Source organism: Peptoniphilus sp. (assembly GCF_050943655.1).
Lineage (GTDB): Bacteria > Bacillota > Clostridia > Tissierellales > Peptoniphilaceae > Peptoniphilus_A.
Window position 1 is genome coordinate 1 of the sequence record NZ_JBMNPQ010000001.1, and the last position, 16,461, is coordinate 16,461.

15 protein-coding genes are annotated in these 16,461 nt (G+C 34.1%); 9 read left to right on the forward strand and 6 right to left on the reverse strand.

Annotated elements, in window-relative coordinates; translation table 11 throughout:
* Positions 1 to 187: 187 nt before the first annotated feature.
* Genes ACOX6R_RS00005 through ACOX6R_RS00025 form a run of 5 tightly spaced genes read right to left on the reverse strand, consistent with a single transcriptional unit; the run spans position 188 to position 5,046 of the window.
* Complete coding sequence (locus ACOX6R_RS00005) at positions 188 to 958, reverse strand: sugar phosphate isomerase/epimerase family protein (protein WP_433445922.1); 771 nt, start codon at positions 956 to 958, stop codon at positions 188 to 190.
* On the reverse strand, positions 955 to 2,037 hold the full coding sequence (locus ACOX6R_RS00010) for an ABC transporter ATP-binding protein (RefSeq protein ID WP_433445924.1): 1,083 nt from the start codon (positions 2,035 to 2,037) through the stop codon (positions 955 to 957). The genes ACOX6R_RS00005 and ACOX6R_RS00010 overlap by 4 nt, the downstream gene beginning before the upstream one ends.
* Positions 2,038 to 2,047: 10 nt before the next feature.
* Entirely contained in the window at positions 2,048 to 2,869 is an 822-nt protein-coding gene (locus ACOX6R_RS00015; RefSeq protein WP_433445926.1) for a carbohydrate ABC transporter permease, read from the reverse strand.
* Positions 2,859 to 3,734: a carbohydrate ABC transporter permease gene (locus tag ACOX6R_RS00020; RefSeq protein WP_433445928.1), complete on the reverse strand. Its 876-nt coding sequence runs from the start codon at positions 3,732 to 3,734 to the stop codon at positions 2,859 to 2,861. Before ACOX6R_RS00020 ends, ACOX6R_RS00015 begins: the two co-directional genes overlap by 11 nt.
* Before the next feature lie 7 nt (positions 3,735 to 3,741).
* Entirely contained in the window at positions 3,742 to 5,046 is a 1,305-nt protein-coding gene (locus tag ACOX6R_RS00025) for an ABC transporter substrate-binding protein (RefSeq protein WP_433445930.1), read from the reverse strand.
* 236 nt (positions 5,047 to 5,282) lie between these two features.
* On the opposite strand from ACOX6R_RS00025, the gene ACOX6R_RS00030 reads away from it, so the two are divergent.
* The 3 genes from ACOX6R_RS00030 to ACOX6R_RS00040 all read left to right on the forward strand — a co-directional run bounded on the left by ACOX6R_RS00030 (position 5,283) and on the right by ACOX6R_RS00040 (position 9,365).
* Positions 5,283 to 6,134, forward strand: coding sequence for a DUF1002 domain-containing protein (locus tag ACOX6R_RS00030; RefSeq protein ID WP_433445932.1), 852 nt, complete (start codon positions 5,283 to 5,285; stop codon positions 6,132 to 6,134).
* A 130-nt stretch (positions 6,135 to 6,264) separates the two neighbouring features.
* Entirely contained in the window at positions 6,265 to 7,272 is a 1,008-nt protein-coding gene (locus ACOX6R_RS00035) for a stalk domain-containing protein (RefSeq protein WP_433445934.1), read from the forward strand.
* 146 nt (positions 7,273 to 7,418) lie between these two features.
* Positions 7,419 to 9,365: an SH3 domain-containing protein gene (locus ACOX6R_RS00040; RefSeq protein ID WP_433445936.1), complete on the forward strand. Its 1,947-nt coding sequence runs from the start codon at positions 7,419 to 7,421 to the stop codon at positions 9,363 to 9,365.
* Positions 9,366 to 9,637: 272 nt separating this feature from the next.
* Here the strand turns inward: ACOX6R_RS00040 and ACOX6R_RS00045 are convergent, their stop codons facing one another.
* Complete coding sequence (locus ACOX6R_RS00045; protein WP_433445938.1) at positions 9,638 to 11,062, reverse strand: leucyl aminopeptidase; 1,425 nt, start codon at positions 11,060 to 11,062, stop codon at positions 9,638 to 9,640.
* A 175-nt stretch (positions 11,063 to 11,237) separates the two neighbouring features.
* Here ACOX6R_RS00045 and ACOX6R_RS00050 point away from each other — a divergent pair, with 175 nt between their 5' ends.
* The 6 genes from ACOX6R_RS00050 to ACOX6R_RS00075 all read left to right on the forward strand — a co-directional run bounded on the left by ACOX6R_RS00050 (position 11,238) and on the right by ACOX6R_RS00075 (position 16,433).
* Positions 11,238 to 12,146 carry a DMT family transporter gene (locus ACOX6R_RS00050; protein ID WP_433445940.1) on the forward strand — a complete coding sequence of 303 codons (909 nt, stop codon included), beginning with the start codon at positions 11,238 to 11,240 and terminating at the stop codon, positions 12,144 to 12,146.
* An 80-nt stretch (positions 12,147 to 12,226) separates the two neighbouring features.
* Positions 12,227 to 12,844, forward strand: coding sequence for an AAA family ATPase (locus ACOX6R_RS00055; RefSeq protein WP_433445942.1), 618 nt, complete (start codon positions 12,227 to 12,229; stop codon positions 12,842 to 12,844).
* 116 nt (positions 12,845 to 12,960) lie between these two features.
* Positions 12,961 to 14,088, forward strand: coding sequence for a glycosyltransferase family 4 protein (locus tag ACOX6R_RS00060; protein WP_433445945.1), 1,128 nt, complete (start codon positions 12,961 to 12,963; stop codon positions 14,086 to 14,088).
* Positions 14,085 to 14,567: a DUF4330 domain-containing protein gene (locus ACOX6R_RS00065; protein ID WP_433445947.1), complete on the forward strand. Its 483-nt coding sequence runs from the start codon at positions 14,085 to 14,087 to the stop codon at positions 14,565 to 14,567. Before ACOX6R_RS00060 ends, ACOX6R_RS00065 begins: the two co-directional genes overlap by 4 nt.
* Before the next feature lie 7 nt (positions 14,568 to 14,574).
* Positions 14,575 to 15,117 carry a hypothetical protein gene (locus tag ACOX6R_RS00070; RefSeq protein WP_433445949.1) on the forward strand — a complete coding sequence of 181 codons (543 nt, stop codon included), beginning with the start codon at positions 14,575 to 14,577 and terminating at the stop codon, positions 15,115 to 15,117.
* Positions 15,111 to 16,433, forward strand: coding sequence for an O-antigen ligase family protein (locus tag ACOX6R_RS00075; RefSeq protein WP_433446061.1), 1,323 nt, complete (start codon positions 15,111 to 15,113; stop codon positions 16,431 to 16,433). Before ACOX6R_RS00070 ends, ACOX6R_RS00075 begins: the two co-directional genes overlap by 7 nt.
* Positions 16,434 to 16,461: the final 28 nt, after the last annotated feature.

Here is a 16,461-nt window from a genome sequence, read left to right on the forward strand (position 1 = left end):
ATAAGATATATAAAATTTAGTAAATCATTATTATAAATAATTAATAAGACAAAAATAGGTTGGAGAAGAATGGGTAAAATTATTCTTTTCCAACCTATTTAACTATATAATAATATTTTGCGAAGATGTTAAATTCTATATAATTTCGATAATTTACAGATATTTAATAAAGTTTACAATTTTTTATTTATAAGAGTTCTTTTAATTTTTTTATGTCGTAGGTCACCAAGTCTTCTTTGTCCTCATAATAGTTTAGATATTCGATTACGAGGTCTGCCTCTGGTGTGTATTTTTTTATTAGTGAAATTATCTTATTGATGTCTGGAGTTTTTCCATCTTCAAATATTGAGCGGTGTTCGTCGCATCTTCCGTCATTTGTGTGAAGGTGGTAGGAGACGATTTTTTCTTTAAGGGATGAGATTAAGTTTTCCATATCCCAGCCGTTTGCGTTGGCATGTCCTATGTCGATTAAGACTTTTTCATTTCTAGTTAAACATTCTTCTATGAATTCATCTTCGTCAAGAAGTTTATTGCCCCTATCGTCCACTCCAACATTTTCTATTAATAGTGGAGTCAGTGTGAGGTCCCCAAAAAAGTCCAAGTTTTTTCTTGCTGCTTCAAGCATTTTTTCTTTGTCATCTACTTTTCTGTTGTTGTAGTGATAGACAATATATTTTGGATTTAGGTCTTTAAATTTTAACATCTTGTTGAAGTAATCCAAAGTTCTATCGTAGACTTCGCCCTCTAAATAGCTGTGATCAGTTTTGTTGTAGGGCTCATGAAAAGTTATTTCGTAATTTTTTAGCCTTTCAAAGTTATCTTGAAGTAATTTTTCATAGTTTTCATCGTTAAAGAATGGAAATATTTCTATTCCAATGGGAAAGTCCAAAGCGTCTGTAATTCTATAAACTTTTTCGAAACTTTCAGGTCTATACATATTTGTTGAAATATAAATCAATTTAGCACCTCTAAATTTTCTTCTGTATCAATGTCGAATAGACAAATTTTTTCTCTGTCAAATTTTATAAATAGCTTGTCGCCGTTTTTTATATTTTTATCATCAGAAAGGAGCACATGCTCACTGCCTTCAAGGTCAAAGTAAACTCCAAGCTTGTTGCCGTAGTCCTCGACGAAATTTACATTTATTTCAATATTATCTTTATCTTCATGAGCTACATCAATATATTCAGGTCTTATGCCAAGGTATACATTGCCTTTCTCGTATTCTGAGATTAATTTTTGCAAATTTTCTGGGAGCATGACTTGGTGATCTCCGATATAAACTTTACCGTCCAATACTTTTGATTTAATTATATTCATTGAAGGTGATCCGATAAATGTTGCTGTAAATACATTTCTCGGATGATTGTAAATGTTATTTGGGCTATCTGCCATTTGGATTTTCCCCTTATTTAATAGAACAATCCTCTCTCCAATAGTCATCGCCTCAACTTGGTCGTGAGTTACATAGACAAGGGTCATCTTGTATTTTTCATGAAGTTTTACAAGTTCCTTTCTCGCGTGGAGTCTAAGCTGTGCATCAAGGTTTGAAAGTGGCTCGTCGAGCAGAAAGTAGTCAGACTGCTTTACTAGAGCGCGCGCTAGGGCAACTCTTTGCCTCTGTCCACCTGATAAATCTTTTGGCTTTCTATCTTCAAGTCCTTCTAATTTTAAAGTTGTGAGCACATCTTTAAGTCTCTTTTCAATTTCGTCTTGCGGTACTTTATTTATTTTAAGTGCGTAGCAAATATTTTCGCGAACGCTCATGTGGGGATAGAGTGCATAGTTTTGGAAAACCATGGAAATATTTCTATCTTTTGGCTCGAGGTCGTTGGCAACTTCTCCGCCCAGGATTAATTTTCCACTTGTTATGGAAGATAGGCCTGCAATTATTCTAAGTGTAGTTGATTTTCCACAACCTGATGGGCCGAGCAAGACGAGCCTTTCGCCTTCATTTATTTTAAAATTTAAATTGTCAAGCACAGTCGTCTCTTTGTCATAAGACTTGCTTACGCCGTCAAAAATTATTTCTTTCAAATTTTCCTCCTTATTTAACGCCACTACTGATAAAGGTAGACATTATGTGCCTTTGGAATATTAAAAATAGTATGAGCGGTATAATCATTGTAATTACAGAAACTGCCATTGCTATTGGAAACTCAGTTCCGCCTTCTGAGGATATAAACATCTGAAGGGCAAGGGAGAGTGTGTAATTATCCTGTGATGAAATGATTAAAACTGGCCACACATATTCATTCCATGAGTTGATGAAAAATATTATCGCCGTTGAAATGATTGATGGTTTAACTAGTGGCAGGATAATATCTTTTAAAATTCTCGCTTCGCCAATTCCGTCAATTTTTGAAACTTCTATAATTGACTTTGGAATAGTCCTCATGGCTTGGCGCAGCAAAAATATTCCAAGGACGTCGGCAAATTGGGGAAGCATTACGCCCCAAATTGTATCAGTTAGTCCAAGGCGCGAAACTATTAAATAGTTCGGAATCATCGTCACAGTAAATGGTATAAACATAGTTGTCAAAAATATAAAGTAAATTATATTTTTCTCTTTAAAATCAATATACACAAAGCTATAGGCTGCAAGTATTGAAGTTAAAATCTTAACAGCTGTCACGATAAAGGCAATTGTGAAAGTATTTAATATTATTTTAAATAGCGGAAGTCTTGAGAATACATATTTATAATTCTCAAGCGTAAACTCTTTTGGCACGAGAGCAAGAACTGAGTTAAAGGACTCCTGCAAAGTCTTAAAGGAGTTTGAGAGGGCAAAAATTATTGGAAATAATGTGATTAGCACAAGTAGAATTAAAACTACATGAAGTGCAATTTGTTTTTTATTAGTTTTCATAATAAATATTTTCCTCCACAAATTTAAATTCTAGCACCAAAAGTATGGCAAAAATTATCATTGTTATCATTGAAAGTGCCGATGAGACACCAGTTTTGTATAAAATAAATGCCTCGTGATAAGAGTGATAAATTAGAGATGACGATCCGTAGCTTGGACCTCCCTGTGTGATTACTTTTATCGGCGTAAATACAAATTGAAGTCCCTGTACAATTGTCATTATAAAGATATATATTCCCGTAGCTGATGATGCTGGAAGGGCAATGTCCTTAAATAGCTTAAAATTACTTGCTCCATCGAGCTTTGCTGCCTCGATAATGCTCTCGTCGATTCCAGATATTCCACCGAGGATTACGATGAAATTATATCCAAAGGCCTTCCACGATGTAATTATTGATATTACAACTATTACAAGGCCCTGTGTCTTTGACCAAATTGGCATGTACACGCCAAAGTGCTTTAATATTATTGCAACGGGACCTGAGACTGGATTTAAAATCCACGTGTATAGGACAGATCCAATTACAAGAGAAATTAAAGAGGGCAGAAAGAATGCTGCCCTATAAAAATTTTTATATTTTTTTAAAACGATGCTTAAGACAAATGCAAGAACATAGGCTGCCAAGAAATTTATGACGAGTAAGATTATTATATATAGAAATGTGTTAACCAGTATTTTTGAAAATATGGGTCTTTTAAATAATTCTATATAATTGTCAAGTCCTACAAATTTCTTGTTTACTTTTATCATATTCCAGTCGAAAAAGCTTAGATAAAATGTGTAGAACAGCGGAGCTATGACAAATGCCAAGAAGAATATTCCTGCAGGCAAAAGCATCAAGTAACCTTTTAATCTACTTTTCATTCTGGCCTCAATTATTTTCAAGAAGTGAGTTTATTTTTTCTTGTGCGGCTTCCATAGATGTTTTAACATCGTCGCCTGCTAGGATTTCATCTCTCATATCAAGAAGAGCCTGTTCAGATTCTAGCCCAGCATTTCCTGGGAAAGATGCCCAAGACACTACGTCTTTAGACTGCTCGATTGCAGGTTTCATCATTTCATTTTCTTCTAGGAAAGACTTTAATCCGTTTTCTGCTTCGGCGACATCTTTTCTAGGAGGAGTGTAGCCAGTTCCCTTAGTCCATGTTGCCATTTGCTCAATTCCGTATAAATATTTTTCAAATTCCCATGCTGCTTTTATTTCGTCTTCGTCAGTTGCTGTGATTGCCAAGAAGCATCCACCAGCTGGGACTTTTCTTTCTTTACCTTCAAAAGTTGGAGACATTACAGAAGTTACATCAAAGCTTGCGCCTTTTTGAATTTGCTCACGCCTTGCAATAGTTGTATAGCACATTGCAATATTTCCATCGACAAAAGATTGAACTCCCTCATCCCATGAGATGTGTAGAGCTGATCCATCAGAAACCATGTCTTGATAAAGCTGCATTGCTTCTATTCCTTCAGGAGATGCGAAGCTTGCTTTATTATCTGTAATCATCTTTGCGCCGTTAGATTCGATTAGGGCTTGTTGTCCCCAAAAGTCTGCTGGCTCCTGAATGTATAGGCCGTACTTGCCAGTCTTTTCTTTTATTGTTTTTGAAAACTCATGGACTTCTTTCCATGTCTTTGGACCTTCTTCGGGAAGTCCACATTCTTTTAAGATGTCTTTATTGATATATAGTACTGGAGTTGAAAGGGAGTAAGGGATACCCACTTGCTCACCTTCAGAATTCTTTGCCAAGTCCAGTACATTAGGAAGGAAATTATCTTTTAAGAAGTTTTTGTCGTCATCATATTTTTCCACAGCATCAACTGGAGAAACGTAGTCGAAGTTATTGGAAAAATAATCTAAAAATGCCCAACCAACTTGCACAAGTCCAGGTGATTCTCCACCAGCTTGTTTAGCTTGCAAGTTTTGCATAAGTCCTTTGTACATATCAGGGTTATATGTTGCCACGACTTCAATGTGGTCGTTATTTTTATTAAAATTATCTACAAGCTCTTTTACGCTTGCGCCTCCTTGTGTCTCGGCGTTTACGTGATAGTATTCGATTTTTATCTTGTCACCGTCGCCTTTTGCCTCGGTCTTTTTAGTTTCGTTATTTGACTTGCCACATCCGACTAAAAGAGATGCAATTAGTGCAGATACTGCAAATGCTTTTAAAAATTTTTTCATTTAATTTAATAATCCTTTCTATAATAAATTTAATCAAAGAAATCTTAATATAAATTTGCATATAATATATATATGACGAGAAAAGATTAGGTAAATAATAATTTTATTAAAAATTCAGACTGCAAATAAAAATAAATTCTTAAGAAAATCTTAAATATTTTAAATAAAGATAAATTTCATGTAATATCCACAACTTTTACACATATTTTTGTTAGAATATAGTCGGAGGGATATGAATGAAAAAATTTTTTAAGGTGGCTCTTCTTTCTCTACTGTTAATACTTCCCACATCTGTCTTTGCAAAAGAAAAAGAAATAGTCACATTGGGAAAAGATTTAACAAGTGCTCAGAGAGAAGAAATTTTAAGAGAATTAAATCCAAGTGATGATGCAAAAATTATAGAAGTAACAAATAAAGAAGAATATGAATACTTAGGCGATGTTCTAAGTTCAAGAGAAATTGGAAATAAAGCAATATCATCTGCCATAGTAAAATACACAGGCAAGGGAATAAATGTAGAACTTTCTCCAAACATCGTTGGAGTTAGTGAAAATTCATACAGAAACGCAATGACAACTGCTGGAGTTGAAAATGCCTATGTATATGTAACTGCACCGGGACGAGTTACTGGTACAGCAGCTCTTACTGGAATTTTAAAATCCTACGAAGAAGTGACTGGAGAAAAAATCCCAGAAGATGTAAAGAAAGTTGCCAACGAAGAAGTTGTAGTACAGACACAACTTGCAAAAGATGTTGGAGACGAGAAGACAAATGATGTAATAAATGTAGTTAAAAGCGAAATGGCATCTAAGATGCCTCAGTCCAAAGAAGAAGTAAGGGCAATAATCGACTCAGTTGATTCACAGTATAACATTGGACTTTCTGAAAGTTCAAAAGAAGGACTCACAACACTTTTTAACAACATGAAAAACGCCGACATAGATTGGAAAAAAGTTGCCAACAAAGTTGGAGAATATTCCAAGAAGGCAAATGAATTTTTAAATTCACCTGAAGGCGAAAAAGCTGTACAGGACACAAAGAACTTTATAGAGAGATTTATTGATTTTATAGTGTCACTTTTTAAATAAAATAAAGAATTGAAAGCTCTGTCAATATGGCGGAGCTTTTTTATATTGCAAGGCTCATTGACTTTTTATAATTACTAAAGTAATATTAAATTAAGTTTATGTAATCGTTATCAAAAAATAAGGAGGCAATATGAAAAATACTAAATTTAAAAAAATAATTAGTGTTTTGATGCTCACGAGTCTATTAAATCCAGCTACTGTAATGGCAGCGGGGAAACTTCCAAAAGAGGCAGCTGAGATGGAGATAAATATTAAAATTAATGGAGTAATGCAAAATATTCCAAGTGACTATGGCAGGGCTTATCTTAATAAAAACACAAATAGGGTCATGGTGCCGGCAAGATTTGTAACTGAACGTTTGGGAAGTACAATTGAATATGCAAAAAAATATGAAGATTATCCAGATGGGGCACTGCTAGTTGGAACAGAAGATGGACCAATTATTATGCCAATAAATTCTAATAAGTATATATTAATTCGAGAAGAAAAAACAGGACTTTTAGATAGCAAAGTAACTCTATACGATGGAAGAACTTATGTGCCAATTAGATTTCTCTCAGAGACAATGGGACATGAGGTGGACTGGAAAGATGGAGAAGTTTTGATTGAAAAGTCTTCACAAAATAAGTCTGCAAAAAATAATATAGACAAAAATTTAAATAAGAAAACCAAAGAAGATGAAATTTCTAATAAGGCACATGAAGAAGATAAAGTTTCTTTATCTCAAGTAGATAGAGCATTAAACAAAAAAGATTATAAAAATATTTACAAGACAAATCTAAATAATTATAGAGCGCAAAATGAACTTGATATCTTAAGAGAAAGCGAAGAGCTAAATAAAATTGCACAGATTAGAGTCGCTGAAGAGATGGAGACATTTGTAAAAAATGGCGAGGCAGATCACAATTCACCTAGCGGATCAAATGTTAATCTAGGCGAAAATTTATATTGCTGGAGGACACCGTTACAAGAAGATGCAATTGAAGCAAAAGTTGAAAGAAGCCTAGAGGCATGGAAGAACTCAGAGGGTCACAACAAAAATCTTCTTTATAAAAAAGCAAGGGAATATGGCTATGCTTATGGCGTCGTAGAAAATAACGGAAAAGCACACGGCATTAGCATATACGTTTTTAAGTAAAACGAAAGTCTTACAATTTACAAAATTAGAATTATAAAAACTTTATATTTTTAGATAAATTCTAATTTTGAAATAGCATTGACAGCGTTTTCTATATAAAGTATTATTAGTTTAATAATAAACTTATTTAAAAGGAGGAGGTAAAAATGAGTAATACGAATAATAAAAAGCTCAGCTTAAAATCTTTTGACAAAGCTCTACTTGTTTCAGTTATTTTACTCGTAGTTGTCTATGTAATTGGATTTGTCAAGCTAAGTACGATTAATGATCCTACGCCGAGGGATTTTTCGTTTCTATCGAAAACGTTTGGACTTGTTAAAATTATTTATGTAGTAGCTCTTGTAATTTTTCTCTACACAGTGTATGTGAGATCTAAAAAGGGACGCAATTTCAAAATTTTGAGCAACATCATGCTCTCAATTGGATTTATTTTATTTTTATTAAACTTTACAGTTGGAGCACCTTTTTACGAAGTAATTGACAAGATGGCAGAGAGTTTAAATAACCTCATGAACATGAATTTTGGCGGTGCACTTTCAAGTGGAGCGGGAGCCTATGGAAGCCTCTATTCAATGTCAAAGGCAAGAGAAACTATTGTGGATATTTTGCTTTTTGCAAGTCCAATTGTCATGGCAATTGCTGCGTTTATCCTTTATAGAAAGATATATAAGGGAAGAGATATGACTGTTGGAGACGAGGCAGTAATATCTAAAACAAAGTTCCAAGAAGGATTTAACAAGACGAGGGACAACATCGCCAACAAAATGAGCGAAGTTTCATCTCAAATGAGTGCAGATAATATTTCTGATTATGACGTGGACGAGAGCGAAAGCGTGGAAGATAGCTATAAAGAGAAAAAGACTAAATCCACAAATCGCGAGGACTCTTACGAAGAATCTAAATTTGAAAGAGATTATGACGATTACGACGACTATGACGATGATTTAAATTACAATGGCAAAAACATTGATTCCAAAAAGATTTTTAAAATTGGCGGAATTATTCTTGGAATCATTATTGCAATTTTTATAATTAAGTTTGCAATTGATAAGGCAAGGCCAGATGCAGTTGTGGACACAAGTGGAGTTTCTATAAACATTGCAGTTGATGGTGTGGACGGTTATGCAAAAGCAACTGCAGATATAGTTGGTGAATTTTCTCTTAAAGATGTGTCTGATAATATTGACAGATACGAACTTATGACTTATCTAAACAGCCTTCCAATTGAGCTTAATAAAGAAGAAAATATTAAAAATAAGGACAAGATAACAGCAACTTTAAAACTCGACAAGGGAAATTATAAAATTAAATTTGACCAAGACGAGATAAAAGAAGAATTAACTGTAAAAGACTTGCCAAAACTAATAAATAGTATAAAAGATATTCCAAATGAAGTTTTAAACACTATCGACTCAAAAATTAAAAAATCAATACAACAATATGCAGGCGACTCAGCTAAGAATTTAAAAATTGAAAGACTTAGAATTTATGAAGAAGTTGCAAGTGAAGATGATTTAAAAGATTTAGAGAATCAATACTCTTCAATGTTTAACATCATGTCTATTTATCAAGCAGAGTTCGATTCATATTACGGAGATCACTACTCCTATCTATTCACATATTTAACTAGCGATTTTTCTGAAAATAATGGTGCCTACCAATATTACATCAATAGGGAAGGTAGATACGACATTACAGAATTAGGCGACATCGACAACAATTTAAAATATGCCGGATACAAAGAAGTAAGCGAATTTAGAAAGGACATAACTGCAGCAGAGACAGTTGAAAAACCTGAAGAAAGTGAAGAAGAAAAGCAAGAAGAAAAAGAAGAAACTATAGGCACAAATGACAAACTAAAACAACTTGCCTACAACTTAAACGGCACATCAAGAACAGTAAAGGGCAAGGGCAACCTTAGAACTGGCCCAAGCCTAAACTCACAAGCCATAGTTCAGCTTGGCGACAATGCAGTTGTAGAAATTTTTGAAACAGTAATACAGGGCGAGAGAGTTTGGTGTCACGTATATGCTACTAACACAGATGGAAGCGTCTATGAAGGCTGGATATCAAATAGAGTTTTAAATATTTAAAAAAATGAGCACGAGGGAGGACTTCGTGCTTTTTTTTGAGCTTTGTTTAAAGTTTTATATAATCTCATTATTATATTATTTTTTTAAGACAGATACTTATTAAATTTTTTTCCGCGTCAGGTGTAATTACAAATAATGAGAAGTCTGTCAATGTGAAAAAATATCTCATTTTACACACAATAAAAATAAAATTAAAGGACCTAGTACCGGTAAATATTTCGGCACTAGGTCCATTGTGTTTTTTATCTTTTCAAAATCTTTAACTGTAATTATTAGCAATCTATTGGGTTTAGCAAGTTGTAAAGTGTCTTTACGTGAATTCCCGTTGCTCTTTTTGGAAGGTAACCCTTCTTCTTAGATCTATAAGCTGTGCCGGCAATGTCTAGGTGAACCCACTTAGTGCCTTCTTTTACGAATTCACCAACGAATAGGCCTGCAGTAACTGAACCTGCATTTCTTCCACTAGTGTTTGAAATGTCGGCAACGTCTGAGTGATTTAGCTTTTTATAGTCCTCATCATATGGGAATGCCCAAATTTTTTCACCAGAAAGTTCAGCAGCTTCTTTAACTTCGTTATAAAATTCTTCGTCGTTTGTGACAGCACCAGTGTATTCTTCTCCAAGTGCAATTGTAACGGCACCAGTTAAAGTTGCAAGGTCGATTACTCTTTCGACTTCAAAGTTATTAGTTGCATAATGAATTGCATCGGCAAGAGTAATTCTTCCTTCTGCGTCTGTATTTTTAACTTCTATTGTAAGTCCCTTCATTGTCTCAATTATGTCGCCACATTTGTAGCTTGTTCCAGAAATCATGTTTTCGCAGGCTGCAACAACTGCAACAACATTTACCTTTGCCTTGCTCTTTCCAAGGGCATACATCGTTCCGATTACGCTTCCTGCTCCACCCATGTCTGAGTGCATTGAAACCATTCCACTTGGGCTCTTTATATTGTATCCGCCACTGTCATAAGTTAGTCCCTTGCCAACAAGGGCAGTCTTTGGAGCGTCTGAATTTTCAATTTCCATAACGATTAGTCGCGGTCTATTAGTTGCACCGCCACCAACTGCCATAAAAGCTTTCATGCCGAGTTTTTTAATTTCATCTTCTTTGTAAACTGTGACCTTTACGCCAACAGATTCAAGTTTTTCTTTTGTTATAATTGCAAGAGTTTCTGGATAGATTACATTTCCAGTTTCGTTTACAAGGTCTCTTGCCAAGAACACTCCATCCATCATGTCGCTCATAAGGTCAAGACCTTCTTGTAATTTTTCTTCTTTTCCGCGCGGTGGGATGTAATTAATAGTTAAATCAAAAATTTCTTCATCTTTTTTAGTCTTCTTTGTAAAAGAATATTCGCCCTGTCTTAGACCTTCGTAGACTGCCATAATAGTTTTCTTTTGGCATAGTCCAAAATCAGGAATTTTTACACTTGCAACACTTTCTTTTTCGTCTCGAAGCAGGTTTCCAAGATCGAAGAAAATATTTCTAATGTCTTCTAGTGTAATTTCGCTATCTCCAAGGCCAACAAAAATTTCGCTATTTGTGCTTGTGCTTGGTAGATAAATTATTTCACCTAGCTTACCTTCAAAACCTTTCTTAGAAAGATAATCTTTGTTTTTGCAATTTTTTATATCATCTTTCTTAAGAAAATTAATCTTTGCACCTTCTTCTTTTCCATACAAATTAAATTTAATCATTTATACACCTCGCATACATTATACCCTAAAACATGGGGCAAAAATTTTATTTACAAATGCTTTTTTAATTATATATTATGTGATAACATTGAATTAATAATAAAGGAGTTAAGTATCAATTTAGTATGCTAAGAAGGGCTTTAGATTGGTGCTTTTTTTGGTAGGTGGTGTTAATATGAATAGAAAACTAAGAGCTTCAATAATGTTATTTATAACAGCAATAATTTGGGGGCTTGCCTTTGTGGCACAAGCTGCCGGGATGGAACATTTGGGGCCTTACACCTTTACAGTGTCACGTTCTTTTGTTGCCTGTATATTTCTACTCATAACGCATATAATTTTTAAAAAATCAAAAATTATAAATTACGACGACAATTATTCTCTAAAGAGAACCGTTAAGGGCGGCATGATATGCGGAGTGGTCTTTACTCTTGCCATCAATCTTCAACAGATTGGTCTAATCTATACGACTACGGGAAAGGCTGGATTTATAACAGCGCTATACATTGTATTTATTCCAATAATTGGACTTTTCTTTGGCAAGAAGCCGGACTTTAAAATTATCCTTTGTATAATTGTTGCCATGGCAGGCACTTACATAATGTCAATTAAGGGCGAGTTTAAAATAAATAGGGGCGATATTGAAGTGCTTCTTTCTGCCTTTATGTTTGCAGTGCACATGATGCTCATGTCGAGATTTTCTAACAACACAAATAGCATTATTTTTTCTTTGGTGCAATTTTTTGTGTGCGGACTTCTCTCTTTAATCATTGCAACTTTTAAAGAGACAATCGACATGAATATGATTTTAAAATCCTATGTGACAATTTTATACGTTGGGATTTTATCTTCTGGCGTTGGATTTACGATTCAAATTATGGCGCTTAAGGATCTCGACACAGTTATTGCGTCCATGATAAGTTCACTTGAGTCTGTCTTTGGGGCAGTTTTTGGTTGGATTATTTTGGGACAAGTTATGAACGAGCGTGAAATTTTGGGTGCGTCTTTAATTTTTGTTGCAACACTTGTGGCACAAGTTCCGCTTCAAAAGATTTTTGTGAGAAAAAGGAAAAAAGCACATTAATTTCACATTAATTTAATATTATTTTATATTTCTAACACAATTCTATTATATAATAAAGTAGAGGTGAGGAAATGTCGCTTATGAATTTAATTTTTGGCAAGAAGTCAAATAAAATTATTACAATAGATGGTGAGTATGGCAGCGGTGCAACTGAAATTGCAAAAAATATTGCTGAAAAATTAAGTATAGAGTTCTACGACGATAAGGTAATTGAGCTTATGAGTTTGGAAGGCAAGGTAAAACCTGAAGATGTAAAAAAGGACGATTCTTTTTTGCAAGGTACTATATATGATCTTTATAGACAAAATTATTCTTATTCACAAGAAGACATGTCGGCAAATGATGCGGCATTTTTAATGGACTCTAGAACTATTAGGGAGATTGCCCGAGGTGGCAGTGCAGTAATTTTTGGAAAGTGCGCAAATTTTGTACTTAAAGACGACGATATTTTTTCAGTTTTTATTTACGCTCAAGATGATTTTAAAAAAGATAGAGTTAATAAAAAATACAATATAAAAGAAGACAAGGTTGAGCTTAAGCTAAGTAGAGAGAACAACAGAAGGGCTAATCACTACTCCAGAAACACTGGAGAGGTTTGGGGCAGTTCAAAGATGTACGATTTACTTATTGACTCCTCAGTTTTTGATTTTGAAGTAATTGAGTCCCTTGTAATAGATCTTGCAAACAAGAAGAAGTAAAGTATGGGTTTTGAGGCTCATACTTTTTTAAATTGAGAAATTTTTGCGCCAATACTTACTATTCAAAAACAAGACTAAATCATGTATAATTAAAATGTTAAGGAGGATTATTGTATATGATTAAAGTTCTCCATTTAATTAGTGGCGGCGATACAGGCGGTGCCAAGACTCATATTTTCACTCTGATGAAGGGCTTGGAAGGAAAAGTTGATGCAAAGATAATTTGTTTTATCAAAGATACTTTCTACGACGAGGCCAAAGAGCTTGGATATAATATTGAAGTCTTTGAGCAAAGGAAAAGATCCGACCTATCTGTTGTCACTAGATTAAGTGATGAAATTAAAAAAGCTGGATATGACATTGTGCATGCTCATGGCGCGCGTGCAAATTTTATTGCAATGTTTCTAAAAAATAAAATATCTGTGCCCATGGTAACAACTATACACTCTGACTACATGCTGGATTTTAAAGATAGTTTTTACAAAAATCTAATTTACACAGGACTTAATAAGATGGCACTTAAAAAGTTTGATCACTATATTTGTGTAAGTGATAACTTTAAAGATATGCTAATAGATCGTGGTTTTAATCCAAAGAAAATTCACGTTCTATACAACGGCATAAACACCGACGAGAATATTGATATTCTTCCAAAGGACGCATTTTTGGAAAAACACAAAATAATCTATAATGGTGAATTTATCGTCGGAATAGCTGCGCGTCTTGACAAGGTAAAGGATCACGAAACTTTTATAAGAGCGGCAAAAAAAGTTTTGGATAAAAACACTGATATTTATTTTTTAATAGCAGGTAGTGGTGATGAGAGAACTCGCCTAGAGGATTTGGCAAAAGATTTTAAAATTTCTGATAAGGTATATTTTCTAAACTTTGTAAAGGATAAATATTCATTCTTTAATGCCATTGATGTAAATGTGCTTACTAGTATATCTGAGTCTTTTCCTTATGTAATTTTGGAAGCTGCATTAGTTGGCGTTCCTACAATTGCAACAAGAGTTGGAGGTATTCCACAAATTGTAAAGGACGATGAGACGGGATATTTATTTGATGTGGGCGATGACGAGGCTCTTTCTAAACACATTCTAGATTTATATAGTGACAAGGAAAAATTAAAAATGCTTGGATCAAATATGAAAGAGAATGTAAAGGAAAATTATTCCCACGAAGCTATGGGTAGGACTCAGTATGAAATTTATAAAGAGATACTTTTAGGAGGAAATAAGTGAAAATCATAGATAAAAATGGAAGACTTTTCGGTTTTATTAACATAATCGATTTGCTTGTACTTATTGCAGTTATTGGAATAATAGTAACTGGAGTAAAGAGATTTGGAAACAACACATCTTCAGCTGGTGCAGAATCAAAACCAGGAATAATCGTTGCAGAAATTACAGAAGTAAGACAGGCAACAGTTGATGCTGTAAAAGTTGGAGACCCAGTTTACGATTACGACAAGGGAACATATATTGGTGAAATCGCAGAAGTTTCTGCAAAGCCATACACTGAAGAAGTTGAGTACCAAGGCCGCTGGGTAAATGCCGAAGTTCCAGAAAAATTTACAATCGACGTTAAACTTAAGGTAGATGTAAAAGAGACAAATGACTTTTATCAAGTTGGCTCAGAACAAATGAGAGTTGGAGCTCAACAAAGAGTAAAAAATAAAAAATTCGCATCATTTATGACAATTTTAGATGTAGAAGTCTAGGTGTAAAATGTATAATTCAGTAACGGTAAGGTTTCTAAATAGAATTTACCTTGCCCTTTCACATGCTTACCAAAGTAGTGTGACTCACAAATTTTTTAAGGGCATTGGTGATCCTATTAAGAGAGCCTGTGCAAACTCTAATTTAAACACAATTATAAATGGAACTAAGTATATCTTTAGAGATTCATATTTCTTAAAAATCTACAAAGGATTTTTTGCTTTAATCGAAAGATTTATGCACTTCCTACACAGGATTTTAGTAGAGCCAATTAAGCACACATTCTTCTTGGGAGATACCTTTGAAATTCTCTCTGATTTCGACGAAGTAATGGGCTTTGTTTCTAATATTATTTTGTGGTCTGGAATTCTTGTGACAATAGTTGCAATCATATTTAGAGCACATATTAAATTTGGCATTGCAGTTGTAGTTTTTGGCTTTATTATGTCGACTCTAAAGGGGAAATATTTGGCGATTATTAAAAATTCAAAAGCTTTAGAATTTATACTTAGCTTTTTCGAACTAGACAAAGGCGGTGAAGCTTGGTGGTAGTACCTAAAAAGTTAAATTTCATCTGGCTCATGGCGGCCTTTTTAGCAGCCATATATTATTTTTTTGGAATTAAATTTTTTGTTGCAGGTTTAGTCGGAGTATGCGGATTTGTAATGGTAATCTACGATGTAAAAATCGGTCTTTTTGGAGCTGCGTTTTTGTATCCATTTTTGCCAGATGCCGCAGGACTAATAATGCTTCTTTCTATGGGATTTTTTGTCCTAATAAGATCAATTTTGTTTAAAGAAAAAATTGAAGTTATGGATATCACTCTTCCAATTGGACTATTTGGTTTTGTGGCAATCTTTGCGACAATTACATCAATTGAGCCCATGGGATCATTGCGTGACTTGGCTCTTAATGCAGCTGGACTGAGCTTTGTATTTGCAATGACAAACACAATAAAGAAGAAGAGCGAGCTAAACGCATTTATTTCAGTCTTTTTAGTATCAGCTCTTTTAGTTGGACTAATTGGAATCTACCAAAGATTTACTGGAGTAGAGATGAGACCAGAGTGGCTTGATGTTGAAAACAACACAGACATTGCCGTTCGTGTGTACTCAGTATTTCAAAATCCAAACATCTTGGCAGAGTATTTAGTAATGCTAATACCACTTGCAGTTGGAGTTACATGGCACACCAAGAGCATGAGAAAAAAAATAGTATTTACTGGTGCAACTGGGTTACTTCTAGTATGTATCTTGCTGACTCTTTCTCGTGGAGGCTGGGTTGGAATTGCCTTTGCAGCTCTTACTTTTATAATCTTAGTAGATCTTAGACTTTTAATTTTGGCAATACCAGTGGGACTTGGCGGACTTATGTTTTTGCCAGACCAAATGCTAAATAGAATTATCTCCATTGGATCAACTGTAGACTCGTCAAACTCATACAGAATAAAAATATGGGAGATAACTATGAATTTAATTCGCGACCACAAAGTTGGCGGAGTTGGCTTTGGTTATATTCCATTTAAAAAGACTTTCGAAACTTATATAAGAACAATGCCAATTTATCACGCACACAACACTTATCTTGAAGTTGCGGCAGAAATTGGTATAGCTGGACTATTTATCTTCATGCTATTTATGCTATCAACGCTTAAATATGCCTATATAAATTTAGTAAAATCTGAAGATAAGTATTACAAATATATTGGAGCAGGACTATGCGCAAGTATAGTTGGTATTATGGCTCACGGACTTGTGGAACACTTCCTATACATTCCGAGAATAATTTTTACATTCTGGATAATTATAGGAATAATATTTACAGCAATTAAAGTTCAAAAAAATGAAAAAATAGAAATTCAAAATTAATATAAAAATCAATTAGAAAATGTGATTT

Coding starts and splice junctions, on each gene's coding strand:
- ACOX6R_RS00015 (WP_433445926.1), bottom strand. CDS start 2,869: ATGAAAACTAATAAAAAACAAATTGCACTTCATGTAGTTTTAATTCTA.
- ACOX6R_RS00020 (WP_433445928.1), bottom strand. CDS start 3,734: ATGAAAAGTAGATTAAAAGGTTACTTGATGCTTTTGCCTGCAGGAATA.
- ACOX6R_RS00025 (WP_433445930.1), bottom strand. CDS start 5,046: ATGAAAAAATTTTTAAAAGCATTTGCAGTATCTGCACTAATTGCATCT.
- ACOX6R_RS00030 (WP_433445932.1), top strand. CDS start 5,283: ATGAAAAAATTTTTTAAGGTGGCTCTTCTTTCTCTACTGTTAATACTT.
- ACOX6R_RS00035 (WP_433445934.1), top strand. CDS start 6,265: ATGAAAAATACTAAATTTAAAAAAATAATTAGTGTTTTGATGCTCACG.
- ACOX6R_RS00040 (WP_433445936.1), top strand. CDS start 7,419: ATGAGTAATACGAATAATAAAAAGCTCAGCTTAAAATCTTTTGACAAA.
- ACOX6R_RS00045 (WP_433445938.1), bottom strand. CDS start 11,062: ATGATTAAATTTAATTTGTATGGAAAAGAAGAAGGTGCAAAGATTAAT.
- ACOX6R_RS00050 (WP_433445940.1), top strand. CDS start 11,238: ATGAATAGAAAACTAAGAGCTTCAATAATGTTATTTATAACAGCAATA.
- ACOX6R_RS00055 (WP_433445942.1), top strand. CDS start 12,227: ATGAATTTAATTTTTGGCAAGAAGTCAAATAAAATTATTACAATAGAT.
- ACOX6R_RS00060 (WP_433445945.1), top strand. CDS start 12,961: ATGATTAAAGTTCTCCATTTAATTAGTGGCGGCGATACAGGCGGTGCC.
- ACOX6R_RS00070 (WP_433445949.1), top strand. CDS start 14,575: ATGTATAATTCAGTAACGGTAAGGTTTCTAAATAGAATTTACCTTGCC.